Raw genomic sequence first — 25,304 nt, forward strand, 5'->3', positions numbered from 1 at the left:
AAAGAGTGCTCATCTTGATGTGCAAAAGAGACTGCGATAGCAGTATTCGGAACCGTCGAAGTGGATCAGAACCTTGCCTTTTCGATTGCCAAAAACCAAGCGAAATCCCGGTGCCGGGGACTCTATCTTCACCGTGCAATGCTGAATGCAAACCTAACGTTTTGCTTCCTTAGGGGGGCGGCCCCGCTTTTTGGGCCGAACAGGGCGATCTACCATAAGTTGAATCTGGTGTTTGAACCGGTCTCCCCCCAGGACCATCTCGAGGTTGAGTGTTTCAACGATATGCTTTTTAATGCCAGGATCGAGTTCAAAACCAAACAGCTCCCGGTAAACCTCGCACCGCTGTCCCTCATCCTCCCCTAATTCATTATACATTTCATGGGGTTTAAGAACCGGATTGGACTGGCCCCCGGCATGGGTCTGATAACTGGACCAGGGGTAGGTCGCCTCGGAATCGGACAGCCCCATATCTACAGGTAAACTTTCGATATAACGGGTACAGGTGATCATATAGGCTGAAGAATCAATCAGGCTGGATTTATACCGACCTTCCCACAAAGTTCCGCTGCGATGGTACCGATGGTTCATATACTGCACATAACGTCGTCCGAGGGATTGCATCATCTGAGAGACCCCCCCTTGCACCCGCGGTGTAACAATAATATGAGCTTCAGTTTTTAACAACGCATACGCATGAATTTCACACTGATATTGTGTGGCGGCTTTTTCGAGGCTTTCCAGGAACATTTCATAGTCCTGCTGATCGAAAAAACAGGGCAAACGATTATGCCCGCGTTGCATGATGTATTGAGGATAGTCCGTTAAATTAAATCGTGGTTTCCTTGCCATTTACGCGTACTCAAACTAAACAGGGAGCAGACCTGCTCCCTTTCATTCATTCTGGCTTAATCTGCAACACATCCCTGATCATGTTGCAGAATAGCCTTCTGTGTGACTTCGCCGGTTATTCAGCTGACGTCATAGGTAAAGTGACCTTCTTCATCTGCACCGATATGAATGCGATTAATCGTTTCACCCGTCGCCATTTTGTTCAAACACTCTGAGGCTAATTCCGGCAACAGCGTGCGATTCAAAATGGTTTCGATATTACGTGCACCCGTATCCACTTCCTGACTTCGTGCCACAATGTGCAGCACGACCTCATCGTCATAACTGAACTCCGCACCATAATGCTCAATAACACGTTTTTCAATACGACGCATGTTGATTTGACAGATTTTCATCAGATTTTCGTCATCTAACGGATAATACGTGATGACATTCGCACGTCCCAGGAAGGCCGGTTTGAAGTGCTTCAGTAATTCCGGACGCATGCTATCCAACAGCACTTCAGGCTCGGGCTTTTCTTCACTTTGCGCACAGATTGCCCGGATCGCAGCTTCACCGGCGTTGGATGTCATGATAATAACGGTATTCTTGAAGTCGATATCCCGACCTTCTCCATCCTTGATCGTGCCCTTATCAAAAAGGTTGTAGAACACATCCTGCACACCAGGATGGGCCTTTTCCATTTCATCAAGCAAAATCACGGAATAAGGCTTACGCCGCGCAGCTTCCGTCAAAACACCGCCTTCACCATAGCCGACATAGCCAGGGGGTGAACCCAAAAGCATTGAAACTTTATGCTCCTCCTTAAACTCCGACATATTGATGACCGTAATATTCTGCTCACCACCAAACAGGATATCTGCCAGTGCCAATGCCGTCTCGGTTTTACCGACACCACTGGAACCAACCATCATGAAAACCCCGATCGGTTTACGGGGATCCGTGAGTCCTGCCCGAGAGGTGCGAATCGCCTGAGCGATGGCATCCAGTGCATGGGATTGACCAATCACCCGCTCTTCGAGCTTGTCCCGAAGTTTCAAAATGGCATTGATTTCATCCCCCACCATTTTGCCTACCGGTATGCCGGTCCAATTTGCGACCACTTCAGCGACGGCCTGGCCATCAACGTGTGGTTGCATTAACGGATTCTGTCCCTGAATACCACCGAGCTCTGTAGTGAGGGCTTTTAACCGGGCTTTCAGCTCTTCACTTTGTTCTGGTGTCAATTGTTCTGCTGTTAATGCCTCATCCGCCTCAGGCTGTGCTTCACCTTCGGTTGCATCGGTCTCTGTGGGCGCTAGATTTCGGCTGAAGAAATCGGTCTCGATTTTATCCCTGATTGATTTGATTTCAACGATAATTTCTTTCTCTTTTTCCCACTGAGCTTCCTGGTTCTCCCGTTGGGTTTCAGCCTCAGCTTTTTCCGCCTGTAGTTCGGCGATCATATCGTCGCAATCACCTGTGGAGGCATTCTCACGCTCCAGCATCTCAATGTTCGTTTTCAATTGATCAATGCGACGGCGGGTATCTTCAATCAACGCAGGCGTAGCACTTTGGCTCAATGCCACTCTGGCACAAGCGGTATCCAGCAGGCTCACCGACTTATCCGGCAGTTGGCGACCTGGAATATAACGGGCAGAAAGCTTTACAGCTTGAATGATAGCATCATCGGAAATTCGTACTTTATGGTGTTGTTGCAAGGTTTTTGAAACGCCACGCATCATATCAATGGCAACCGATTCAGATGGCTCTTCTACTTTTACCACCTGGAAACGTCGGGTCAATGCCGGATCCCGCTCGAAATACTTTTTATATTCTGCCCAGGTCGTGGCGGCGATCGTTCGTAATTCACCCCGTGCCAAAGCAGGTTTGAGCAAGTTGGCCGCATCACCTTGCCCCTCTTTGCCACCCGCACCGATCAATGTATGTGCTTCATCGATGAACATAATAATAGGGGACGGTGAAGCCTTAACCTCTTCAATAACACTTTTCAGACGATTCTCAAACTCGCCTTTCATACTGGCACCGGCTTGCAACAGGCCCAAATCCAGAGACATGATGGCCACGCCTTTTAGCGGATCGGGTACATCATCATTTGCTACGCGCAGCGCTAATCCTTCGACCACTGCGGTTTTCCCAACACCCGCCTCACCCGTAAGAATCGGGTTGTTTTGACGTCGCCGGGTTAAAATGTCAATACACTGACGAATTTCTGTATCTCGCCCCAGCACCGGATCAATTTCATTTTTCTTGGCGCGTTCGGTCAGATTGATACAAAACTTCGCCAGCGATGACCCACCTGCCGGGGCATCACCGGAGACTTCCGCGCCGCCCTCTGAAGGTGCAGACCGCGAGATACTTTGTGACTCTGCGGTTTTACCAAAAACAGAACGCAATGCCACTCGGGCACGATCATTATTGACGTCACGCAAGCTGGGAATTGATTCCAGCATTTGTCTACGCAACGTGTCATCTGACATCATGGCGCAAAAAATATGTCCCGAACTGATGGCGTTGTGGGACATATCAATCGAAGCAACCATCCAGGCATACTTCAGCGCATCCTGTACTGTTTGAGACAGTCCTGGTGTGCGGGTATTTCCACTTTTAAACTTATCCAGTGACGCCGTCAGTTCACGCAACACCTTCGCATGATTCAGTCCGAATTCCTCGAGCATTTTGCCCAGATCTGTGTCTGCCTGCTCCAGAATTTTCTGCAGCCAGTGCTCCACTTCAATACTGTAATGGGATTTGGATAAACATAAGCCGGCCGCATTATCCAGAGCTAGTTTGAGGTTGGGGTTCATGCGCTCGACCAGCGCTTTCAAATTAACATTAAACATATTCAATCCGCCTTATGAGACTGTTCCGTTACTCGATGTTTGCATACCATGTTTTGAGAGACTGATTTTTATAAGTTTATCAGTAGGGTTTTTCTTGTAGAGGCGTGTACTCCAACCCACCAAAGCCAGCGGATCCTTTACGCCCAGTTTGACAGCAGGCAATTGATCCTCCCTCACTTTCAACGATAGATCAAAATCCATCTCTACGCCTGCTCGCTGCTTTACCAGGTTATAGAGCGCAGTCAGCTTTTTCGACCCGGGCGCCAGAGTCGTAAACACATCTTCATCAAAATCGACAATTTCGATTTCAAACAGATTTTGCATGACCCAGCAGCGACTACCCAGAATGGCTGTCTGCCCCAGCATGTTATTCATACCAAGGGACATGCCCCCAGCAAGTTGGGTTAACACGTCGGGGTCCAGACGACTCCATTTACCCTTGAACTGGTGAATATTCACTTTCAAGCCAAAATGATGACTGATCACATTCTTCAAGGTATATTCATTACACCGCTGATGCGCCGCCGCACCGGCATAATTTAGCCAGACATTGTTGGGATTCTCGAAGGAACCCGGCATTCCGGCCGTCCCGGTCAGGCTTTTGTTTAATTCCAGATACCAATCCGGTAAATACCGTGAAGGGTTTACACTGCGGGTCTCAAACATTTTAATCGGGCGATATTTTTTCCAGGCGCGATAAAACAATGAAAGCGTGCGGTGATTAAATATATCCAGAAAGTCTTTTAGGGTATGGTCTTTCGCTTTCAGACGCTGCAGTATGAGTTCAGAATAGCGATACGGCAAAATACCGGAAGCGCCGGTCAATAACATAATATTGACAAATACCTCCCACTGCCGGCTGCCCGACTGCTCTGCCTCCAGACGCTTTTTCAGGTCCGAAGCAGACATGATCCCGGTATCCTCGATTTTCGCGCCAGTGCGGGAAACCGGATTCTTGACCTCATCAAACTTGGTGCGCTGTGCTTTCCGGACCGTTGCCGGCTCAAACACCATTCCCGGATTGGCCTTGAATTTCAGCGCATCAAGCCGAGGCCACGCACTCTCGCCGATCGGCTCCATCTCGACCTCCGGATCCTGCAGGGCATCCGTTTCGATCAGCTGTACCAGCTGGAAAAAATCGAAACGCCAGGGCTCCTTTTCAATACGTCGTTTTAAATCAACACGCTGCGCCTTCATATCAACTGCCTGTCTCCAGCCCGAGGTGGCCATTTTTTAAGCACTTCAGGTTTTCCTTTCAAGCGGGCGACCATTCGGGTAAAGGAATTTATCGAACAGTACATGGCAAAGAATCGTTCAAGCACAGATGCAAACAACAGTACACTGTTACCTGAAAGCAGCGCCTCATCGAACGTCACTTCAATTTCATTGCCGCGACACAATGTTGTTTTGCCCTGATAGGTAACAGGTGCCGTCATCGTGCTCATTTTGATACTGATGATGGCGTTGATCAGCGCCTTGGATGCGGAGCTTTCCACAACATCATACAAAGCCAGAATTTCACGCAGGTACTGGGTGCCTTCAGCACCATTTAACGATAAATGGTTCAGACTAAGTTGAGAAATCAACCGCCAGCGAGCACCATTGCCCTGGGGCGGACGATAATTTGGCGTGATTCGTGTTAGCGTATCAATCGACTTCAACCCCACTCCCATTGAGCCACAACGCAAATGGGGTTGCCCCCCCCCGAAAGGAAGCTTTTCCGGAAGGTTACCGTTAAAGCAGGTTGTTTCAATGGAAAGAGTTTCATCCTGAGCATCAGTGATGTCAAAGTTCAAGTCAACCAAAGAAAGCTGGATACAGGAGCTTGGCTCATTTCCATGCTCGCCGCCCAGTGTTTCCTGGCGCTGGCCATGCCAGTAAACCGCCTTGTCGGTATGCATTTCAGCATGATTCAGACCATAGAAGGGTTTATATTGAACCCGATTTCCGTCACCCCGGATTCCGGTAACGGTTTCCACTGAATAAACTTCGTAATGGTGAGGATAACGGGCATCAGGAATGACGGTGTAGGTATCTTGCGTATGTTCGTACGCGATAGGCTCTGCCCGGTGAGGAAACAGATTAACAATGGGTACACAATTAATCGCAACATTATCCGTACTGATATGGCGCTCAAGCTCGGTATCTGCTCGCTTCACATAAATATAGATATTCAGTTCATTCCCGGAAATTTGTTGCAGTGTTTGCTCGAGTCCTGAAAGTTCAACGAACAAAAACTTCTCAGGAAATGCCATGTATTCCGTCAGTAACCGGTACCCGGGAAAAGAGTCTTCGGGATACGGAATCATGCCATGCTCTTCTTCAAAGCCAATATCTCGCAGCGTGTGAGGCGGGCGAACTGCAAACTCACCTTCGCCTTTGTCGATCACAACCCCCACACAGTGATGCGCCAACGCTTCATATAACGGATAAGCCTGCTGAGATTGCCCACGGACATAGAATCTCAACTTCTTTAACCCTAACGCGCTGATATCCAACTCTTCAGCAACGCCTTTTAAACGAATATGAACCACACTTTCGGCGGCTTTCATTTCGTTGGCACCAGGGGTCGCGAAGGGTTTGCCTTTAAAGCTGGCTTGAGCCACTCGCAATGGCAATACTTCAAGATCATAGGTTGACTGGAAAGTACAAGGCCGCCCCTGAATCGAATCCGTTTCCAGACTCGCGCCTTTTTGCAGTGGCATGACGATATCAAGGTCATCTGCGGGCTTGAACTCAACCACTGCCATCGATGGTAAAGGTCGTAAATAATGGGGATAGAGATTATCCAACAAGGCATCGGAAATTTCGGGGAAGTCATCCGCGATTTTTTTCTGTACCCTGGCATTCAAATATGCCACACCTTCCAGCAGGCGGGAAACATGAGGATCCTCCACCACATCCTCACTCATACGAAGACGGCTGGCAATTTTAGGGTACGCCCGCGCAAACTCCGCACCGGACTGGCGCAGGAAGGTTAATTCCTTTTCGTAAAAATACAGCAATTCGTCCGACATATCAGAGCGCACTCTCTACATGAACATTGTTTGTAACAGGCTCCAGAGATGAGTCAAAAACAATTTCCTCTGGAGCCGGATCGGCGTACATGACCGCCTCGATTCGGAATCGTAGCGTTCGATCCATGCGGCGCTCGTCATCATGCAATACCACCCGAACCGTTTTGAAGCGCGGCTCGAAACGCTTTATATTTTCTTCCACTAACTGACAGAACTGGTCAGCTCCCGCATTATTCAAGAAGTTGATAACATTCAGATCCGGTAAGCCATAATTCACCAATGATTTATCCAGCTCTCGACATTCATCAGGCGGAGAAACGCTGCGAAAGCGGGTGTTCAGGAGGTTCTCCAGGTCACGACGCACATTTTCCCGGATCTGATTCATCAATTGATGTTTAGTTGTTTCAAGCTCTGCCTTTTTTTCCGGCTCGTTATCGATCAAACGATCCAAAACAGAAGCTCGGATCAAAACGGGCTTTTTCTTTTTGGCAGCCATAATGAGTTCTCCTGCGTCGGGCAAACAATCAATCCTATGTTGCCCGACCTCCAGATGTTAATTCTGTGGTCAAGTGCAATTCTGACACCAGGCTGTCTGCCTGATAGTGCGGCTGCAGCTGAATACTTGCCCAATAGGAACCGGGCTTCTCCTCATTGTCTTTGACCTCAACCACGGCTTTTCGCAGTGGATAGCGGGCCTGAATGGTCCAGTCCGAATCCTCCTGGGTTACCGTGTAGGTATTCAACCAGCGTTGAATCATCTTGCCACAATCAACCGCACGGGTATAACTACCAATTTTGTCTCGAATCATCACTTTGATGTAGTGGGCAAACCGGGATCCGCACAACACATGCTGCAATGACGAGGCAACCCGCTCATTGGCTCTGGCACTGGCATCGGCAAAGTCCCGGTTTCGAAAAATGGATGGCGTGCTATGAAACGCTAGCAATGGCAAGTCATAACACTGGCAGATAGGAATAAACCCGAGATCACTCAATTCCCGCTCACGTTCATCGGTCAAAATGACATCAACTGAGGGTTTATGATCATCCTTCGTGGGACCCACCTGGAAATAATCCACCAGAGGATCATTTACCAGACCTCCGGTTAATTGATCTCGAGGAACCCCCCGGATGTGTGCAAACCAACCCGCCTCACTGAACTCCCGGACCAGAATCCGAGCCAAGGCAAAATTTGCCCCACCCCATAGATATTGTTTTCGCGAACTTAAGGATGAACGTTCTTCATAGATAAAACCATCCCTGCCCGAAAACCTGACAGTGTACGGTGCCCGCAAGAGTACTCTGGGCAACGTAATCCCCATAAAACGGGCATCAGGATGATCTCGCAATCGATTCCAGCGAATATATTCGCTCTCTTTGAATACGGAGTGCAACGTAAAGGGTTGAACGATGTAATCGAAGTCACGCTCAAGGCCAAATAACTCGGGAGCGGCGTTTAACAAAATCGGCGAGAATGACGCCGACGCAATTTCGGCCAAGCGCTCCAACGTGGGGATGTCGTCAAAACGGTGTCCCGGAAAAGGTTTGTGGGCAACATCGTAGTCGGCCACAATCACGCCATAAGGCTCACCACCGGGCGTATCAAATTCCTCGCTGTAGACTTTCTGAAACAGCTGACTCTGGTCAAATTCGACTGCACGATTTACGTCCTTGGTGATCTCCGACCAGGATATATCGAGAAACCTGACTTTGACGCCTTTGCGACCATATGACGTATACACCAGCGTTTGCAGACTACGCCAACTCGCCTCCAGGCGCTGGAACACACTATTGTGGATGATCTCATTGACCTGTTCGGTTATCAGGCTGTCAATCAAGGCCAGCGAACGATCCAGCCATAAGCCAAGATCCCGGCTGAATTCGTGAAAAGGATAAGCTGTTGACCCCGGCACATCCGAGCGCCCGAAAAAAGCGAGTACCTGGGCATGAATATCCCGGTCAGCCAGCGTCGACTCACTGTCTTGAGCAAGTAATTTTTCGATAAGTTGGGCCGTAGACAAACTTCCTTCCCGGCCATTTCCAGAGCGGGATTCGTCCGGGGCAATATCTCCCGACTTCACTCCTGATTCGGACGTCATGTTTTGCAGCCTATGAATCGTTGCAATCTAGTATTGTGGCAATTTAGTATTATGGCAATCTAGTTTTGTTGCGATAAGAATGGTACACATCAGCACAAATACTTGCTCCACCCGGAATCGGGTAGAGCAAAGTATTCGGGAAAAGGATCAGGAAGATTTCGGAATTTCAGCAACCATACGGAGCGATGCTGTTAATTCTTCCATTTGCAACCATGGACGCAAATGTGCAATTGCGCTGTACGACCCTGGCGCTTCAGGATTTTCTTTCACCTGAATCCGTGCTTCAGCAAGCGGGAATTTTGCTTTCATTTCAGGACTTGCATCAGGATTACTATTGGTATAACCATTGATCCAACGGTTCAACCAGCGTTCTGCATCCTGCGCTTCCATGAACGAGCCGATTTTGTCACGGGCCATAACCTTGAGATAGTGAGCAATGCGAGAAGTTGCCATGATGTATGGCAGACGCGCAGAAATGGCAGCGTTAGCAGTGGCACTGGGTTCGTCGTATTTCTTCGCTTTTTGAGCCGTTTGGGCACCAAAGAATACCGCATAATCTGTATTCTTGTAGTGACATAATGGCAGGAAGCCCAGTTTGGATAGCTCTGCTTCACGTCGTTCGGTAATACCGATCTCCGCTGGGCATTTCTGATCCAGATCACCATCATCACTACGGAACAAGTGCGTGGGCAAGCCTTCAACTTTACCACCACCTTCTGCACCGCGAATGGCCGTACACCAGCCGTTTTCAGCGAAGGCCTTGGTCAATGTCGTCCCCATTACATACGCGGCATTCATCCATGCGTATTGAGTGTGGTCAACAGTGACGGCTTTGCCCGTCTCATCCAGAGGAAACTCCTCATAACGGAATTCTTCCACCGGCTTGGAATTATCACCGTATGGCAGACGGGACAATACTCGTGGCATCACCAGGGTTGTGAAGCGCGAATCTTCAGAATCCCGGAAACTACGCCACTTGATGTACTCCGCCGAATCAAAGATTTTTTCCAGATCCCGGGGGTTTGATAACTCGGTAAAATCATCAAAGCCAAACATCTGGGCACCGGCTGCCGAAATGAATGGACAGAAACCGGATGCCGCAACACCCGACATATTATTGAGCAGATCAATATCTTCCGGATGGTTGGTAAACTCATAGTCACCGATCAGGCAACCATAAGGCTCACCACCGGCTGTACCGTATTCTGCTTCATAGATTTTCTTGAAGATCTGGCTTTGGTCAAACTCAACGGCCTTATCCAGATCCTTGAACAGCTCACGTTTGCCGATATTCAGCATACGTATTTTCAACGTGGTGCTGGTCTCGGAGTTCATCACCAGGTGATTCAATCCACGCCAGGAGCCTTCCAGCTTCTGAAATTTCTCCGAATGCATGATTTCTGCAAGCTGAGAAGAAATCATTTCGTCAATTTTAGCAACGGCTTTATTCACCGTTTGGGTCAGGTTACGATCCCAGGTCACGGTTCCCGACATGACCTGCTGGGCCAAGTTTGAAATTAGATCCTTAGCTGCATCAGGTTCAGTTTGTCGAGTGGCGCCAATCGCCTGGTCCAACAAACTGAGTGATTCGGTTTCCTGGCCGGCTTCTTGGCCCTGTAACTCTTGTTCGCTCATTGATTATTCTCCTTCTGGTTTCTCAGCGCCCAAGCCTAACTCTTTCGATAACTCAGCTACCGATTCTGTATTTTGCAGTACTTGTTCCAACAAACTCTCCAACTCTTCAGAGCGATCCGCTTTACTCATAAGATCACGCAATTTATTGCGTGCTTCCAACAGCTGGCGCAGCGGCTCGACCTGCTTCACAACGTTTTGAGGCTCGAAGTCTTCCATGGAGTTGAACTGCAGATTAACAGACATTTCCTTCCCGTCTTCGCCGGAAAGCTTATCCGCAACCTTCATCTCTGCAGTTGGCTCAATCTTATCCAGGATTTCATTGAAGTTGTCACGATCAATCTGGACAAACTTACGCTCTTTCAACGCTTTTTTGTTTGCCGTATTGTCGCCTGAGTAATCCCCCATGACACCGACAACGAAGGGCAGTTCTTTTTTAACTTCCGCACCGTTGGTTTCCACATCATAAGTGATTTGAACGCGTGGTTTGCGTACGCGTGATAGTTTATCCTGGAGACTGTCTGACATGAGGTGTTCCTCGCTCTTTGTTTACTCGATTAACTGTTCTACAGGCGCGCCCAGTGTCACCGCGGTAACCGGCGCGGCACCGCCTGTCCTTTTTATAACTTGGTTTTCGTCATCCCTGCCATCCATTTTCCAGCTTCAAGAATGAAGCATTGAGATCAAGCATGGACGCCTGCGGTATAAGCTGTGTGATACACACTGTTATATATCTATAGTAGTACGATATTCCCTGGCTATCTCCCTCATTTTAATCCGTTTGTTAAAAACCTTTTTGGTTTGGCCTTCCTATAGCGCTCAAAAGTTAATCAATATTGTTAGATATGCCCCCCAACCTGCCGGAAAGCTGAAAGATTACCAACCGCTGTAATTATCTTCCTGCCCAAACATTGGTTGTTCCTCTTTTGCAGGCTCTGCAGCCGGTTCCGGAGCTGGAGACGGTGTCGGCTGAGGTCTAGGCTCCACTTTCGGCTGCCCGAGACTAGCAAGCTCCCCAATCGGCACCGCGTCCTCACCAAGCGGGACACCGGTCAATTGGGCATACACTGCACGCGAAGTGGCATCGGGGATCAACTCCAGCATCAGCTCCTGTATGGGCAAGCGACCCCATCTTACGGCTCGCTCCAGAACACCGCACAGGGGAGAATGGGGTTCATAACGTCGGAAAAATTCAGCCACCTTCAACAAATGATTGATCGCATCATCACGGCTGGCAATCGGCCCTTGAATTCCGACTCCTTGCTGCACAATGCCCGCTGGCGCTGTCCCGACATTGTCGCTATCCATTACGACACCTTCCTCTCCTGCTTCGCCACCGGCTTCAGATTCGTCCGGAATTTTTCCCTTGGTCAACAACCTGACCGCTTCCAGCACATCGCTCAGACTTTGCTTGATCGCTGAACTGGGAGGGGCATATTGATAACCGCATTTTTCATCGAGCAGAGTGCTCATGTCATTGAAGTTCTGGAGACACTCCTCCAGATCGGACAATAGATTCCGGCAAAAGTCTACGGATGATGCATCTACTTGTGCCTGAATATCCGGCATGGTCAAGCCAATATCTTCAAAGCGCTGCCGCTGGGCATCATCATCTGTCATTTTTGCTGCTTCGACACAGCGGTCATACAGATTATAAGTGAATGCATCTGCATAATTTTCACTTAGTGGTATATTCTTGATCGGGAGTATCAAGGTACCCCGGCCATCTTCGCCGTTTAATCCGGTAATTGGAAACACTTTCGTTTCCAGCCCATCTTCATCAGGCAAGGGATACAAGTCATCCCAAAATGCCTCAACCAGTTGCTGAATCAACTTGAAAGCATCGCGCAACCCCTGAAAGCCATAAAGTTTCAATGCGGCTTCAGCGTACCAGGCCGCAACTTCCAAATCTTTCGCCTGTTCTTCCAATACCTGGGGTGCAACTTTATAAATTTCCCGCCATAAATCATCGATTTCCGGGTCGGCTTGGGAATCAAATTTTCGGGCACGGGTCAGGCTGGCAATGGTACGTCTGGCATCTTTGAGTTTCTGGTATTCCAGAGAACCATTTTCCCGTAAATCGGGACCACAGGGTTGATCTTCCGTAATGGGTTTCAGCAGGCTTTCTATGTTAATCACTTCCGGTGTTGTCATTTCGGATTCTCTCGTGAATAGATCGGTCAACTATTGGGAAAATTAGAATTTTATGCCTCTGGACATTTTGTCGAGAAATAACTTGCGCTGGTTCGGGTCAGGTATTTTATCTGCCAATTGAACAATAAACTCCTTTTCCGACCTCGCTTTCTTCGCCACTTTCTTTACAACACGAGTCGCAAGCGGCCCAAGATAAAAAGCCAATTCTTCGGAGATCTCATTCATTCTGCTGTCTGCAAGCGTGATCTGCCCGGTTTGGGAAGAACCTCGAACCGAGGTCGACATACTGCTGACATCCCCCACGCGACTTAGGTCACTGGCACCTGAAGCAGGGCCACCGGTGCCGGAACCGGATCGGGTATAACGGGCTTTTAACGATGCAATAAACTGGTTACGCTCGGTTTCATCAGGGATATGCGATGCCAAATCCTGAACAAGCTGATCCAATGATGTGCTTTTTGACGACCGTTTCTTGACCAGAATGGAGGAAACCGGCCCAATATAAGTCGCAAGCGACTTCTCAACCACATCTAGCAAATTGGGTTCCAGCGTCAGCCCTGTTGGTTGGGTTCGACCACCACGAGTGGATTTCCCCCCCATTTGGGTCTGATCGGCCATGATTCGACGGGTTGAAATGACCGTCGCCGCCAAGTCATCTCGTTGAACCTCACTTATTCCTAACTGTTTTGCAAGTTCGCAGAGCGCATCCGAGAACGCCTTGGCAGATTGATAGCGTCGCTCGGGCTTGGCTTGCAATGCAGACTCAAGAACATTGAAAAAGGCAAGTGTTCGATTCGCACCCAAGGCAGCCTTATCCAGCAACGCCATAATCGTTTCTTTATCAACCAAACCAGCAGCGGGACGCTCACCGCACAGAAGTTCCAGCAATACAATCGCAACGGAGTACAAGTCAGCCCGATTATCGACAATAGCTCCCCGGAGCGCTTCCGGGGACATGTAACTGGGTGTTCCGACCATATCCCCGGCGTTGGTCAATTCCGAAGTCTCCAATCGGGCAACACCAAAATCGGCGACTTTCACCGAGCCATTATCCAGAACCATGATATTGGCAGGCTTGATATCCCGGTGTACAACTCCAGAGTCATGGGCAAAAGCCAACGCTGACAGTACCTGGGTGATAATTTCAATTGCCTGCTGTGCAGAGACAGCTCCCCCCATGCGCAGGAGCGTACGAAGATCCACTCCTTCAATAAACTCCATGACCATATAGGGAATATCGTGCTCGTTTATCCCGAAATCAAACAACGTCACGATATTCTGGTGCGAACAGCGGGCTGCGGCTTTGGCTTCGTGTTTGAACCGGGCAAGCAGATCGCCTCCAGAGCCATCCTCAATCAAATGAGGATGGATCACCTTGATCGCAACAATACGATCTATGATCGAATCTTTACCCTTGTATACCGCTCCCATTGCACCCTTACCAATGGTTTCGATAATCTGGTATTTACCAATCTTATCCATACATTAACTACACATTAATTCCCGGCGAACCTGTCTTTAATCATCATCATCTTCATCAAGGAGCGATACCGCATTTGCCAGACTTCGGTGCATGCGATTGAATGACTGCCCCAAAGAAGAGATTTCATCACTGCCTTTAATTACCAGCTCCGACGCCCCTAAAGCGCCCAGGCTCACTTCATTCGCTTTATCCGCCATGACTTTTACAGGGCGCACCACCACTATGTGCAGCAGGATGTTGATAAAGACGCCAACCAGCACAAAAACGCCAACCAACGACGCCATAAATGCGATGAATGCCTTGTTCGCCCGCTCAAGAGGCAGTGACATGGGCACGGTGACAATCTGCGCACCGACAACCTCATTGTGCTGCCACCCAAAACCGTTTGCGGGTCCGTATGCTTCGATCATCGTTGCAGGCGCTGCAGAAGGCGTGCTGTGACAAGCAAGACAGGCTTGATTTGTAATCTTGATAGGCCGACCAAGATAAAGCATCGGCCCGGTTGCCGTAAAACGTTCACCTACAATCTCTTTCTTGTCATCATTGCTGCGAAAATCATTGATGATATCGGTTTCCCAATCCGTTGCCCGATCAACCGGGTTTGTAGGGTTTAGTGTTGCTTCTTTATAACTGTATTCCGGATGGGCGGACTGTACTTTAGTGATGTACTGTCTCGCGGCATAAGCCGGTACGGTCTGACGAATAAATTGCCGCTTTTGCTGTAAAGCCAAAAGCGGCTTTATTTCATCAACGGTATACGACCGCACAGCTACCGCACTTTGCATCATCAGACGAGCACTATCCTCAACCTCTTCCCGAGCATTGGATTGCAGCAATTGATGGGCAAAGAAGCCCGCTATAGAGACGCCTAATACCATTGCAGCCAAAAGTACCAGGTTGAATTTAAGTCTTAAGCTCATAAATTTGAACCTTTTTTATTCCTCAGAGATTAATCTTGGTGCGAGCGATTTACTAAAGCTTAGCACAGTCTGATAATGCTTTTTTAAGGTTATCAATACTTTCCAGTCCAAAGACAACTTCCCGGGTCTCTGTTACCGGCCAGGTTGGCCAAAAGCCCAGGCGGACTTTTATACTGCTGGCAGCTGAAGTCGAGCGTAGTATTCCTCGACCCAAGACCGCGATATTCTCCCCGACAAGGCCTTCGAATCCAGTATTGTCTAGTTCAATGCCGTCAGATCCAACGACAGCGATACCGGTATTTGGGTAAGTTAGATCCAGATTTGATTGTGTCTTCACCCACAATTTGTCCTGCGCCAAAGCAAGCAACACCTCCGTGTTATCATAGCCATCATATATGTCAGCTACTTTTTTCATCACAACACAGGCTGAATCAGGTTCTGCGAATGGTGTCTTGACCCGATCCAGCGACCACCCCTGTGACAGCTGCACAGGCAAGTCTCTCAGGCTGAACTGGCGTTTTAGACCTTCAACGCCTGAAACATCAACGTCTTTTCCGGACACCCCGCCTGGTTGCTGCCCGGACTGAAGCGAATCGTCCAGCAGCGCAATTTGCGATACAGGGGTAGTCTCTTGCGCAGCACCTGGGTCACTACTTTGAGACGCCGATTTTGTGGTTTTAGAATCGAGCGTTCCTGTAACAGATACGGATTTTGAGCTGTTTAGTTGCGTGGAGCTCACATTATTACGAGTCGTGTCAGCCGAATTGGTAGCGCTCAAATTGGAGCCCTTGTCTGACACACCCTTAATCGGTTTTTCAGTTTCCTTCACTGCTCGGGTTGGCGCGGTTGGCTTTGCCTCCCTGTTGGCTGCAGTTTTTTCCGGGGTCGACGGCGCTTTACGAACCGGCTCAGGCTTCACTCTTGTTTTTTCAGGCCCTGTTTTTTCAGGTCCAGTTTTTTCAGATCCGCTATTTACGGCCTGCACTTTTGTCGATTTTTCGGTTTGAGCATCCGAATTGAGTTGAACCCCAGATTCATTCGCAGCTTCAGGCCGAGCGCGATTGCCATTCTCCTGGGCCTGTGATGCTGCAGAAGACAGCTCGGATTGAGTTGCCGGAACTTGTGAAATCGATGACTCCGAGTGACTCTGCGCGGTATTTGTATCATATCTGGGCGGTTTGGTTTGGTTACTGGAGCAGGCTGCCAGCGCCAGTACCAACGCACAAACAGCACTACGGCTTACGATGACCGCTCGCGATTCGCCCACTATTGCGGCGCATTTGCTCTCTCCTTGCCGGGAAGAAGCATTGTGAATGTCCATTATCATACCCTGAAGTTCGTTTTTGATTCGAATTTCGCAACGATGAAACCAAAACTACAGCAACAAAACTACAGCGCCATAATTAAAGCGCCCCAACTTAGACATCATACTTAGGCATCATAACTACGCCGCCAAGCCAGTCGTTGTACAAGGTAAAGCTATCGGTGTGAAATCCGACGTGTAAGGGAGATCCGGAAGGGAAACATACTCACACATCATTATTCCATTGCGTTAAAGGCTTCCAATTCCCTTTAGTATAGAACCGAAAAGTGAAGCTGCGTCTCAATTCAGCATCTTTCAAGCAAAACCAAGGCCGGAATTGGTGCTACTGGACTGTGCACTTAAAGGGGAAGCAGAGTTCAGTGCGCTGCCCCACCCCTTTTTGGACCAAAAGCCGCCCTCCCTAAAACGATCATCAGGGGAAAGGTTTTATCTGATAACGAGCAAGAACACGGTGGCTGATGCTCTATGAGAAGGGCAGAAACTGCATCAAACGGAATAGTGCCGCTAACCAATTGAAAATTCAAGTTTAGCTTAGGGTTAGAGAATATTTCGTATTAATAAAGCGCGGGTAAGATTAAATGCAGATTAAATTAAAGTGGAGGTCTGTCGAGCGGAAATTAATGCTCAATAAAGAGCACAAGCTGAATCAAGAGAAGGTGAATACGCAAAGAGAGGGAATGCTACTGTCCGTGTAGCATTCATCGATAAAATATGCCTGTCCTTGCACATTCATCCTTGAATACGGATTGATCATTGCTGCTTCCTGCAATTCCCTTAACTATTCTGTCGTACATCTCCCGATGTGCGGCTCCTTGAAACTGCTTTCATCCCTTGAAATACGAATCCCTTTGCAATACGACTGTTTTATACAGCGCCATGTCGAGCCATCCATCGCAGACACGTCCATTGTGATTGAATATATCCCTATACCAAATCAAGCATCCTGTTTGATTCGTAAGTCCATTTCAATTGAACTATCCCTGTCGGCTTACAAGATCCGTCTTATCCAGCACATCCCTCGCCGCGTATCCTTTATATTGCATCCTTTACAGCACATTCGACCTGTCCCGGGTCGATCATCAATCCCGAGGGGGACGGGATTCCATCCGGTGGCAGTTTGGCAGCCAGGTCTCTTCCTTGACCAACATACCCCCTGATAAACCATCCTGGTTTTCATCCCTGGTATGTGCCATTCATTCCATTTGGCCATTCAGCTGCACGAACATTCCATTGCCAATCCGTTGAAGTCCCTGTCAACGTCTGTCATCCTGACTCATGTGGGTATTTGACCGTCCGTTGGCTCTGCGAAAAGTCCATCTCTCCAGCAGATGAAACCATGATAGTTCGTATCCGATGAGAAAAATATAGGACTTTTACCCCTTGTTTTGTGCGATATGGCTTACAAGCTGTACGCCATTCTCTCTCTTTCTGTAGGAAAACCCCGGTTCACACCGAAAAGACCACTGGTCCGAAAGCACGACCATCCAGATAAAAATACGCCGCATAGTGACCTGAACCCAGAGCGAACGTAGCCTGTTGCCGGGCATCAATCGCAAAAAACCCGGTAATGGCTTGGCCATCAACTGCACCACTTGGATTGTTTGATTGATATATGGGAATCTGCATATCCAGCTGCAAAGGCGTGATCTCCCCTTGTTTCAAAATGACCAATGTCAACGGAACCCCTGCGACTTGTTGATGCTCTGCGCCTTGATCCCGCAGTTTAACCGGGCTATCAGGTCGGTAGAATGCTTTCATTTTTACCCGGAAAGCACCACGAAAAACAAGCAAGCCCGGGTTGTTTGACGGATTATCCATCGAGAATACCAATCGATCCTGCGGCCCCAAATTCGGAGTTTGACTCTGGTCCAGATAAGATGGTAGCCCGGGTGCATCTGCGGGGAGCGGATGGGCTCCGGCCTGCCGGGCTGTGTCAGTCTCAGTTTCAACGGGAGGGGCGGAAACCGACAGATTAACCGTATTTGATGGCCAGTCGAAATATAGAATATTGACAGCCCAGGCACGGTTGTCCGAAAACGGTAGCCTGGCATTCATATCTATTTCAGCAAGTTGCACCCCTATGCCCGCTAACGAATCCGGGTCAGGTCTGGGCTCAGGGCTTTCAGGGTAACGGCCACCCCGGCTCTCCAGTTCTTTTTCCGACTTGAGGGCGCTGACGAAATACACCTCGCCAGTGCTTAAATCTGTAGCGGCCAGGATACAGTTATCACGCAACGGATAGCGCCAATCCCGCTCACCATCAAACCGTGTAGCAAGCACCAATGGCGCCTTTTCCTGAGCCAGAATATCAACCACTGCAGGGGCATTCACCGCGATACCAATAAAATCCAAATCCAACAGTGAGAGTTCCCGTGCCGTCAGAACATCGTCGGTCAGATTAAAAAATTCCCGATCACTCAAATCAAGTACCTGTGTGAGTACATCGTTGACGGTTGCCATAATACTGTCCTAATTTACTGAATTCAGAGGGTGTCGCACTGATTCACAGTGCGACGCCAATATCGGGTTAGTTGCGCCTGATACATAGAAAAATAAGACCCATTGCGTTAGAAAGAGTCCATTTTTTGCAGTTGCAAATACGATTTACACACGACACAGAACGAATGACTACAAGCTGATGAGTATCGATGGTACATGATGCAATCACCATCAGAGGGGCTGGGCGTTTTCTCGCTTGCATCCTGCCAATTAACTGCCCCGGGAGCGACAGTTGCGCCATGTCGGCAATGGGAGCCAGAACCACCATGACCAACGTATTGCAAGGGGTGCGCTTTTAATGAAGACGGCTCCTTGCTGGGTTTGGGGGTCTGATTGAACTTGTGTCCAAATTCATGGGCCGCAGTATCATTGAAATCTGCCTCACTGCCTTGAGCGCCCGCAGCTGCTGCTGGACGATATACCGCCACGATACCGGAACTTGTTGCCCAACCCAGAAATGACGCTGCGGTTTCAACCTGCAAACGAACATACACGGGATCTGCCACCGTGGGTGTGGGGGCGTCCGCGGGTAACTTGATTTTGACTTGCAGCGTGCTGGTTCGGGATGAATCGATCTCGATATGATCATCCGTGATATTCCCTTCTTTACTCCATGGGGTTTCTGCTTTGGACCACTCTCCGGCACTCACCAGCTTGGCCCCGGCCTTGATTGGGGGTTTACATACGATCGAACCGCCATTTCCTTTGGCTATGGTGATTGTCTGATTCGCAGAAGTCAGTTTGTAAACCTTTAACTGGGAACGCCCCTGGGGATCACATTGATACTCGCAGGCAATCAGGTTCTCCTTGACCGGATGATCTGCCTCGGTGGTCATCTTCAGTTTTGCGTTCGTTCTGAATTCAGCGATGTTGCTGCTGTCGCCGACGTTGGCGACCGTTTTGTCCGCGCCACCGGAAGATAACATATACTCTTTGTAAAAGGTTCGATCTTTCAGGTCGGCGGGAAAATCATCTCGCGTAAATTTTTTAGTATTTACTTTCACCATCTCGGCAAAAACTTCAGCAAATGCGCTTTCCGCTTTAGTTGGTTGAGGTGCATTGTAGCCGTCGGCATGGGTTAGCTGGTACCAGAATTTTCTCCACACGACATATTTGGCCGATGTTTTGAGCGGTTGAGCCCCATCCGCTCCCGCTGTGCCATCCTTCAGCTTGCAACTGATTTCGAACTGGTCCCCGGCGAACTCCGAAACATAAAAACTCACTTCTGATGTCCAGCCTTTAGCATCAGTCGTAACTGTTTTGGTTGTTGCCCCTCCGGCACTGCCAAATCCCTCTTTTTGACTGCCACTCAAATCGGCACCATCCCAGCAGGCAGGCTCGGAACCGCCAGCATCTTTTCGATTGACACCATCGGTGCGGGCGAAGGAAAACACCACTGAAACACCGGACAACTTGTCTGTTTTGCCATCCTTCTGTTTCACTCTTGCTCTGAAACGAATAATCCGGCCATACTCAGGGTGTCTTTTGTCTTGCCCTTCCAGATCCTGACTCAGATTGATGTACTGCTTGTAGTTGCTGGCGTCTTTATCCGTGCGGCTGACATTGGCTTTGAAAATTGACGTTTCGCTGGTATCCATGCCCGGACCTTTAACAAACTTGTCCTGACTCTGTTTAACGCCTTCTACTAATTCAATCAACTCGTACTCGACTTCAGGTTCCTTCTGCGGCTTCTTGTCATCCTTGTCGTCTTTCTCATCCGTTCCGGAATCACTGCCACCACTGCCGCCTTTTTTCTCGGCATTGGGGTCTACCTTGGCGTCATTAATATCAACTTTGGCTTTATCGGGAGCTTTAGCCGAAATACCGCCAGCCTTGTCTGTGCTACCACTGGCCTCTTCGATCTCCTCAGGCTCTTTAACCGTCAGGGCAGACGCTTCTTCGGTATCTTTTTTCTGGGTTTCACGTGGCCCGATCAGCGGTAACCCAAAACCTGCGCCATCCCCTAAACTCGTCATTCGTCTAACTCCTCAGTCGTGAATCCAGCGGTACTTAATCCATACCCGTATTTACATTTACATACCGGCATTGATTTACCGGAATCACCTTTGATGCTACCGGTGTAATCCGACAGTCAAAGCATTGTGTTCAGTGCCATGTTTCGCGGCAAATCATGAAGCAGCTTTGACCGCAAGACGTTGTTCAATTTTTTGTTGATTTGGCCAGGGCAAGAGCTCATCACCTTCCAGTTCCAGCCACTTTTCATCTATCGATTCGTCATCGAGGGTCAGGCCATATTCCGTGAGATCGATTCCGGCAATCCGGGCAACGCTTTGCCCGGCAATTCGCGCAAGCGCGGGTTCTTGCATTTTCTTTAACACCCAAGGCAACAATGACCGTTCCCGCATCGCCCCAATTGCTATCAGCGTATATCGTTCATGACTTTCAGTCTGCTGTAACTCTGCAATCCAGCTTTTTGCCTCTTGACTTTCCAACCCCTGAAAGCTGAGCAGTACCGCTTCTTCCCGGACGGCTCCCGAGGTCATAACCCAGTGCTTGAAAAGTGGCAATACCGTTGTATCCCCGATCAACAAACGTGCGCGGTGAACCACGTAGTCAGGCTCCTCCCGGGTTTCAAGTGCCAGCTTACGCAACTCCGGCACTAACGACAGATCCCGATAAGCCACCACATATTCCAGAAGCGTCTTCAAGGCTTCGACATGCGCCTCGTAGCACCCTTGCAGCCCCCGTTGTTTCAACTGCGTAACAGTTACCGGATCCAGTGGTACTTGAACCTCTCGCAAGCTAATCAAGCGACAGACCGCAAAGGTCACTAACTCCGGCCGGGAAGACTGACAAAAGCGTTGGAACCAAGCCCCCGCTTCGCGTTCGGGAATCCAGCAAAAAGCATCGACTATTGCTGTAAACAGCGCCGAATCCTGTAATGCCCCCTCAATTAAATCTCGAAGCAATTCACGGTTTTGCATTAACGCCAACAACGCAACAACAAACACCTCCCCCGGCTCATGGTTTTCCAACAAAGCCTGGGCAACCTCCCAGCCCTTGCTCCGGGCCCCCAGGAGACCATCCAGATGAGCGTCAATGCGAGCCTTGAGGCGCCCCATAAACCGAACGTCCGGCTCGATCGCTGCGCGTTGCTCATGCCACTGCAGATACAACATGGCGGCTTCTTCAGCATGGGTCTCCAATACAAGGGGAATTACTTTCTGTTGCGGGGGAATCAGCTGCACTGCCACGACAGCACCTCGTCTATCTGCATTCGCTCCCCCTGGACCGGGGAAACGAATATCTGAACTATGAAATCGATAACCCTACACCGGGGTTACCCCATAATATTTTTTTTGTTTTGAAATAGCGGGTCCAACATGCGGCACGCATTTTTACCCTCCATTTTCACATCAAAAGAATACATCATAAACTCGGCCTCACTTTTGAACGTGCTGCTCACCACACCACCTGCAGTGCCGGGTTCATCACCTGTTGTCATGGCATATTTCGAACCTTTAAACATTGCCATCTGACCATCCACCTTTACTTTGGTGGTGCCCTGAACCGTGTTGGATGACATCCCGATGTTAGGGTAAGGTATCGGTATCGGCCCACCCGGAGACGGGGTTTTACAAACATCCGGAAAGACAATACTGATGCCCATACTGCCCTTGTGTACAATTCCCCGAAAATTTGCGGTTACGGTTGCTGGCATAGTGCTACCCTCGTTGTTCCTTGCACATCTAGTCGTGCATTAATTTTTCATGCATTAATTTTTCGTGCACTAATCTTCAATTCGTTCCGGCGCTCATATCGCCTTCCAGGCCGGTGTGCTTTGTTGCGAAGGTCATCACAGCAGCACCACGGGGCTCGAAATCGGACGAAGCCCATAACAGTGCCGGCCCCTGGATAAACCCTTTGGCCATTCCGATCGAGGTATGCGCTAACAACGTCGGAACGGTCGCCGCCCCGAGATCTCCACAACACTCTGCGGGATGCTCAACAACGAGATCCTCCGCCAGTTGGGGCACAACCCGAATACAGCTCGCACCCCACTCCTTACTGTGCGCCCCTTCACCATTGAGACTACACACCACGGTCTGAATTCGCTGTTTTAGCGCAGCATTATCGAGGGCCTGAGTGATTGCCTCGGTTAAGCCTTGCCCTTCACAGGTGGCATCGGAATAGTAATGTCCGGGTTCACTACCAACGCCTGGAGCAGCAACTTGAACCTTGCCATTTTCATCCGCTTCAAGAATCACAAATGCAGCCCCCTCTCCGGGAATAAAGCCGTCAGCGGAATTCGCCAGCATCAAACGCTTCTGGTGATCCAGAATACCAAGCAGTGTTGGGTCCAGATAAGAATCAACGCCACCCACAATCACGCTTTGAGCTTGGCCTTGCTGCAAACACTCACAAGCTGAGGCCAGAGCGAACATTCCACCGGCGCGCCCCAAGCTGAAGATGCGACTCTGCACCAGATCAAGCGTGTCGCCGCTTATCAGCGACAACTCCTTCAAGAAAGGCTCAAGTGCAGGATAATCCCGGCCAGGGCGTTTCTCAGGCAAGGCCAAAAATAACGGAACCGGGGCATTGAGGTTACCGGCACTTAAACACTCTGAAAGCGCTCCGACGGCCAGTTGCATCATTCGCTGGTAGCGGGCATCCGGTTTACTCAGAGAAAGCCCCGTCCAGGTGGGTAATCCATCATCCGGCACCAATGCCATTTTGATAGCAACATTCTGGGGATTAACATAATCCGTTTCCGCGTACTGACTAATGCCCGCTCGAATTGCGGAAGAGCTGGCCATTGCCCCCAATCCAGCGGGATTCAACATGCCTACACCTTTGATACTGAAACTCGTGCTATCGTGACTTGTCATGACCGATTAAAATCCACTGAGACCTGCGGCACCCGCAAGCTGTTACGTTCACAGGGAAACTGCGCTTTCCACAAAAGTTGAAACCGGTTTTCATCAGGCTCAATTGTGATTGCCTCGATCAGTACCGGAAGACTTTGCGTCTTGAAATCAAACTGTACATTGACCGCCAACGGACAAATGGGAATATCAAATCGTACTTCGGCCTCCGGAGTCAGGTGAAACAACTGCACCAGTTCCCCGCCTTGGATGCAGCCCGGAGGAAGCATCAAGCCTTCGGGGGCCACGGAAAAGAAACGCTCATCAAAATCCAGTGGTAAAAACGGGGCTCGATTGGTTTTCCAGTCATCATCATAGGTTCCCGCATAGTTGACCCGTGGCGCCCAGGTTGGCGCGATCGCCCCCAGCCCTACCGGCCTGGGACAATCTTTAATCGTACGAATCAACGCACCGGGGTCTTCTATGTTTGGCAGTGGCATGCCCTCCATTTCCCGCACCCCGCGACGCCCTGCAAACCCTTTCCCGGCGGGATTTTCTGCCAGAAAAACTGCCGACTCCGGACCGATCGGCTGGTCGGGATCAAAATGGTGAATGCCACCAAAACTATTGCCATAAGTAAGCGGCATCTGGGTAAACGGTTCTGCACGGCTCGGTATTCCCCCTTGCCACACGCGATCACCAAATACTCGAAGCCGTTGTACATGGTTCGCAATCGCAATGCCTGCATCAAGCTGGGTCGCTTGCTTGCCAGCTGGAGCGTGAACGTGGCCAAGCACTGTCACATCAACCCCGGGCCTGGGAGGGTACAAATCCGTCGACTTTAACAAAGTTGAAAAGCCGGGCTCCCCTTCATATTCATCCACCATTACCAATGGTTGCTGCTCACGACAGACGGTGACTTTCGGCGCGATTGAGAACGTGGCTTTGACCATAACCAGCAAAATATCCCGCCCTGACTTGTCCTGCATGAACGTCATTTCTGATACGAACGGGGTATTGTTATTAAATTCAAACACGTGCTTGCTTCCTGACGTGGATATTCAGCCTACCGATATCAGCAGGGCTCGAAGGCCTAGTTCAGCTCTATCGAACCACCTTTGATTCGGTTTGCACCTGCGGCCCGGCTCAATATGTGTTCACCTCGAATCACAATTTTGCCATTTTTCTTCAACGTAATACTCGATTTGCCACAACGTAAGGTCACTTCTTCTGCCGCGGAGAGTTCAAGTTTCTGGCCATTTACCAGAACCTCGGGCGAAACCGGGTCCGGAAACGAATCTACAGACTCTGGTTCATCTTTAGCGTCCACTGGAGCATCTGCGGAAAGAACATCATCCAGCAATGAGCGAATAACGCCCATCACAATCGGCATATTCTGTCGGTTTTGCGCGAAAGATAACGCGATATCCTTACCGATATCAGCAGTATCGAGCATGACGGTAGAGAGCGCTTCAACCGGGTGATGCTCAGTAGGGGCATTATAGGATACGACAGGATTCCCGGCATCACTGATCGCAACAACTTTACCGATAATCAGCATCCCCTGTTGCCCGACCGGTGACGAGTTGACATGCCTGGATGAGGTTGATTGCTTCACTTTGGTCACGGTATTCAACGTTTCGGCTTTCATGGCGCTG

19 protein-coding genes are annotated in these 25,304 nt (G+C 49.5%); all 19 read right to left on the minus strand.

Annotation, left to right across the window (positions count from 1 at the left end; all coding sequences use genetic code 11):
• Positions 1-153 precede the first annotated feature (153 nt).
• The 19 genes from OLMES_RS23865 to OLMES_RS23955 all read right to left on the minus strand — a co-directional run bounded on the left by OLMES_RS23865 (position 154) and on the right by OLMES_RS23955 (position 25,297).
• Complete coding sequence (locus OLMES_RS23865) at positions 154-849, minus strand: transposase (RefSeq protein WP_087463551.1); 696 nt, start codon at positions 847-849, stop codon at positions 154-156.
• A 119-nt stretch (positions 850-968) separates the two neighbouring features.
• A complete protein-coding gene (gene tssH, locus OLMES_RS23870) occupies positions 969-3,692 on the minus strand; it encodes a type VI secretion system ATPase TssH (protein WP_087463552.1) in 2,724 nt (907 codons plus the stop codon).
• Positions 3,693-3,704: 12 nt separating this feature from the next.
• Positions 3,705-4,889, minus strand: a complete 1,185-nt coding sequence (gene tssG, locus OLMES_RS23875) for a type VI secretion system baseplate subunit TssG (protein WP_157678515.1) — start codon at positions 4,887-4,889, stop codon at positions 3,705-3,707.
• On the minus strand, positions 4,886-6,709 hold the full coding sequence (gene tssF, locus OLMES_RS23880; protein ID WP_087463554.1) for a type VI secretion system baseplate subunit TssF: 1,824 nt from the start codon (positions 6,707-6,709) through the stop codon (positions 4,886-4,888). The genes tssG and tssF overlap by 4 nt, the downstream gene beginning before the upstream one ends.
• 1 nt (position 6,710) lies before the next feature.
• Positions 6,711-7,205, minus strand: a complete 495-nt coding sequence (gene tssE, locus OLMES_RS23885) for a type VI secretion system baseplate subunit TssE (RefSeq protein WP_087463555.1) — start codon at positions 7,203-7,205, stop codon at positions 6,711-6,713.
• 34 nt (positions 7,206-7,239) lie between these two features.
• Entirely contained in the window at positions 7,240-8,808 is a 1,569-nt protein-coding gene (gene tssC / locus OLMES_RS23890; RefSeq protein ID WP_087463556.1) for a type VI secretion system contractile sheath large subunit, read from the minus strand.
• Between the two features lie 147 nt (positions 8,809-8,955).
• The gene (gene tssC, locus OLMES_RS23895; RefSeq protein WP_087463557.1) at positions 8,956-10,443 is read right to left on the minus strand and encodes a type VI secretion system contractile sheath large subunit; all 1,488 of its coding nucleotides are present in this window, start codon (positions 10,441-10,443) and stop codon (positions 8,956-8,958) included.
• Positions 10,444-10,446: 3 nt separating this feature from the next.
• Positions 10,447-10,968: a type VI secretion system contractile sheath small subunit gene (gene tssB, locus OLMES_RS23900; RefSeq protein ID WP_087463558.1), complete on the minus strand. Its 522-nt coding sequence runs from the start codon at positions 10,966-10,968 to the stop codon at positions 10,447-10,449.
• 348 nt (positions 10,969-11,316) lie between these two features.
• Positions 11,317-12,594: a type VI secretion system protein TssA gene (gene tssA / locus OLMES_RS23905; RefSeq protein ID WP_087463559.1), complete on the minus strand. Its 1,278-nt coding sequence runs from the start codon at positions 12,592-12,594 to the stop codon at positions 11,317-11,319.
• A 42-nt stretch (positions 12,595-12,636) separates the two neighbouring features.
• On the minus strand, positions 12,637-14,076 hold the full coding sequence (locus tag OLMES_RS23910) for a serine/threonine protein kinase (protein WP_087463560.1): 1,440 nt from the start codon (positions 14,074-14,076) through the stop codon (positions 12,637-12,639).
• A 36-nt stretch (positions 14,077-14,112) separates the two neighbouring features.
• The gene (locus OLMES_RS23915; RefSeq protein ID WP_087463561.1) at positions 14,113-14,997 is read right to left on the minus strand and encodes a c-type heme family protein; all 885 of its coding nucleotides are present in this window, start codon (positions 14,995-14,997) and stop codon (positions 14,113-14,115) included.
• A gap of 52 nt (positions 14,998-15,049) precedes the next feature.
• Positions 15,050-16,318, minus strand: coding sequence for a hypothetical protein (locus OLMES_RS23920; protein WP_087463562.1), 1,269 nt, complete (start codon positions 16,316-16,318; stop codon positions 15,050-15,052).
• Between the two features lie 1,449 nt (positions 16,319-17,767).
• Positions 17,768-18,781: a hypothetical protein gene (locus OLMES_RS23925; protein ID WP_087463563.1), complete on the minus strand. Its 1,014-nt coding sequence runs from the start codon at positions 18,779-18,781 to the stop codon at positions 17,768-17,770.
• A gap of 107 nt (positions 18,782-18,888) precedes the next feature.
• A complete protein-coding gene (locus OLMES_RS23930) occupies positions 18,889-20,796 on the minus strand; it encodes a hypothetical protein (protein WP_087463564.1) in 1,908 nt (635 codons plus the stop codon).
• 153 nt (positions 20,797-20,949) lie between these two features.
• On the minus strand, positions 20,950-22,035 hold the full coding sequence (locus OLMES_RS23935; protein ID WP_087463565.1) for a hypothetical protein: 1,086 nt from the start codon (positions 22,033-22,035) through the stop codon (positions 20,950-20,952).
• A gap of 86 nt (positions 22,036-22,121) precedes the next feature.
• A complete protein-coding gene (locus tag OLMES_RS23940; RefSeq protein ID WP_087463566.1) occupies positions 22,122-22,502 on the minus strand; it encodes a DUF4150 domain-containing protein in 381 nt (126 codons plus the stop codon).
• Between the two features lie 76 nt (positions 22,503-22,578).
• A complete protein-coding gene (locus tag OLMES_RS23945; protein WP_087463567.1) occupies positions 22,579-23,670 on the minus strand; it encodes a beta-ketoacyl synthase N-terminal-like domain-containing protein in 1,092 nt (363 codons plus the stop codon).
• Entirely contained in the window at positions 23,667-24,683 is a 1,017-nt protein-coding gene (locus OLMES_RS23950; protein ID WP_087463568.1) for a DUF2169 family type VI secretion system accessory protein, read from the minus strand. Before OLMES_RS23950 ends, OLMES_RS23945 begins: the two co-directional genes overlap by 4 nt.
• Before the next feature lie 56 nt (positions 24,684-24,739).
• A complete protein-coding gene (locus tag OLMES_RS23955) occupies positions 24,740-25,297 on the minus strand; it encodes a DUF6484 domain-containing protein (protein ID WP_087463569.1) in 558 nt (185 codons plus the stop codon).
• Between the last annotated feature and the right edge of the window lie 7 nt (positions 25,298-25,304).

Source organism: Oleiphilus messinensis (genome assembly GCF_002162375.1).
Classification (GTDB): domain Bacteria; phylum Pseudomonadota; class Gammaproteobacteria; order Pseudomonadales; family Oleiphilaceae; genus Oleiphilus; species Oleiphilus messinensis.

Excerpts from the sequence above, each read along its gene's own strand:
- tssB (WP_087463558.1), bottom strand. The coding sequence starts at position 10,968 with ATGTCAGACAGTCTCCAGGATAAACTATCACGCGTACGCAAACCACGC.
- OLMES_RS23915 (WP_087463561.1), bottom strand. The coding sequence starts at position 14,997 with ATGAGCTTAAGACTTAAATTCAACCTGGTACTTTTGGCTGCAATGGTA.
- OLMES_RS23865 (WP_087463551.1), bottom strand. The coding sequence starts at position 849 with ATGGCAAGGAAACCACGATTTAATTTAACGGACTATCCTCAATACATC.
- OLMES_RS23910 (WP_087463560.1), bottom strand. The coding sequence starts at position 14,076 with ATGGATAAGATTGGTAAATACCAGATTATCGAAACCATTGGTAAGGGT.
- tssH (WP_087463552.1), bottom strand. The coding sequence starts at position 3,692 with ATGTTTAATGTTAATTTGAAAGCGCTGGTCGAGCGCATGAACCCCAAC.
- OLMES_RS23930 (WP_087463564.1), bottom strand. The coding sequence starts at position 20,796 with ATGACGAGTTTAGGGGATGGCGCAGGTTTTGGGTTACCGCTGATCGGG.
- tssF (WP_087463554.1), bottom strand. The coding sequence starts at position 6,709 with ATGTCGGACGAATTGCTGTATTTTTACGAAAAGGAATTAACCTTCCTG.
- OLMES_RS23945 (WP_087463567.1), bottom strand. The coding sequence starts at position 23,670 with ATGACAAGTCACGATAGCACGAGTTTCAGTATCAAAGGTGTAGGCATG.
- OLMES_RS23955 (WP_087463569.1), bottom strand. The coding sequence starts at position 25,297 with ATGAAAGCCGAAACGTTGAATACCGTGACCAAAGTGAAGCAATCAACC.
- tssC (WP_087463557.1), bottom strand. The coding sequence starts at position 10,443 with ATGAGCGAACAAGAGTTACAGGGCCAAGAAGCCGGCCAGGAAACCGAA.
- OLMES_RS23940 (WP_087463566.1), bottom strand. The coding sequence starts at position 22,502 with ATGCCAGCAACCGTAACCGCAAATTTTCGGGGAATTGTACACAAGGGC.
- tssC (WP_087463556.1), bottom strand. The coding sequence starts at position 8,808 with ATGACGTCCGAATCAGGAGTGAAGTCGGGAGATATTGCCCCGGACGAA.
- tssA (WP_087463559.1), bottom strand. The coding sequence starts at position 12,594 with ATGACAACACCGGAAGTGATTAACATAGAAAGCCTGCTGAAACCCATT.
- tssG (WP_157678515.1), bottom strand. The coding sequence starts at position 4,889 with ATGAAGGCGCAGCGTGTTGATTTAAAACGACGTATTGAAAAGGAGCCC.
- OLMES_RS23920 (WP_087463562.1), bottom strand. The coding sequence starts at position 16,318 with ATGGACATTCACAATGCTTCTTCCCGGCAAGGAGAGAGCAAATGCGCC.
- OLMES_RS23925 (WP_087463563.1), bottom strand. The coding sequence starts at position 18,781 with ATGGCAACCGTCAACGATGTACTCACACAGGTACTTGATTTGAGTGAT.
- tssE (WP_087463555.1), bottom strand. The coding sequence starts at position 7,205 with ATGGCTGCCAAAAAGAAAAAGCCCGTTTTGATCCGAGCTTCTGTTTTG.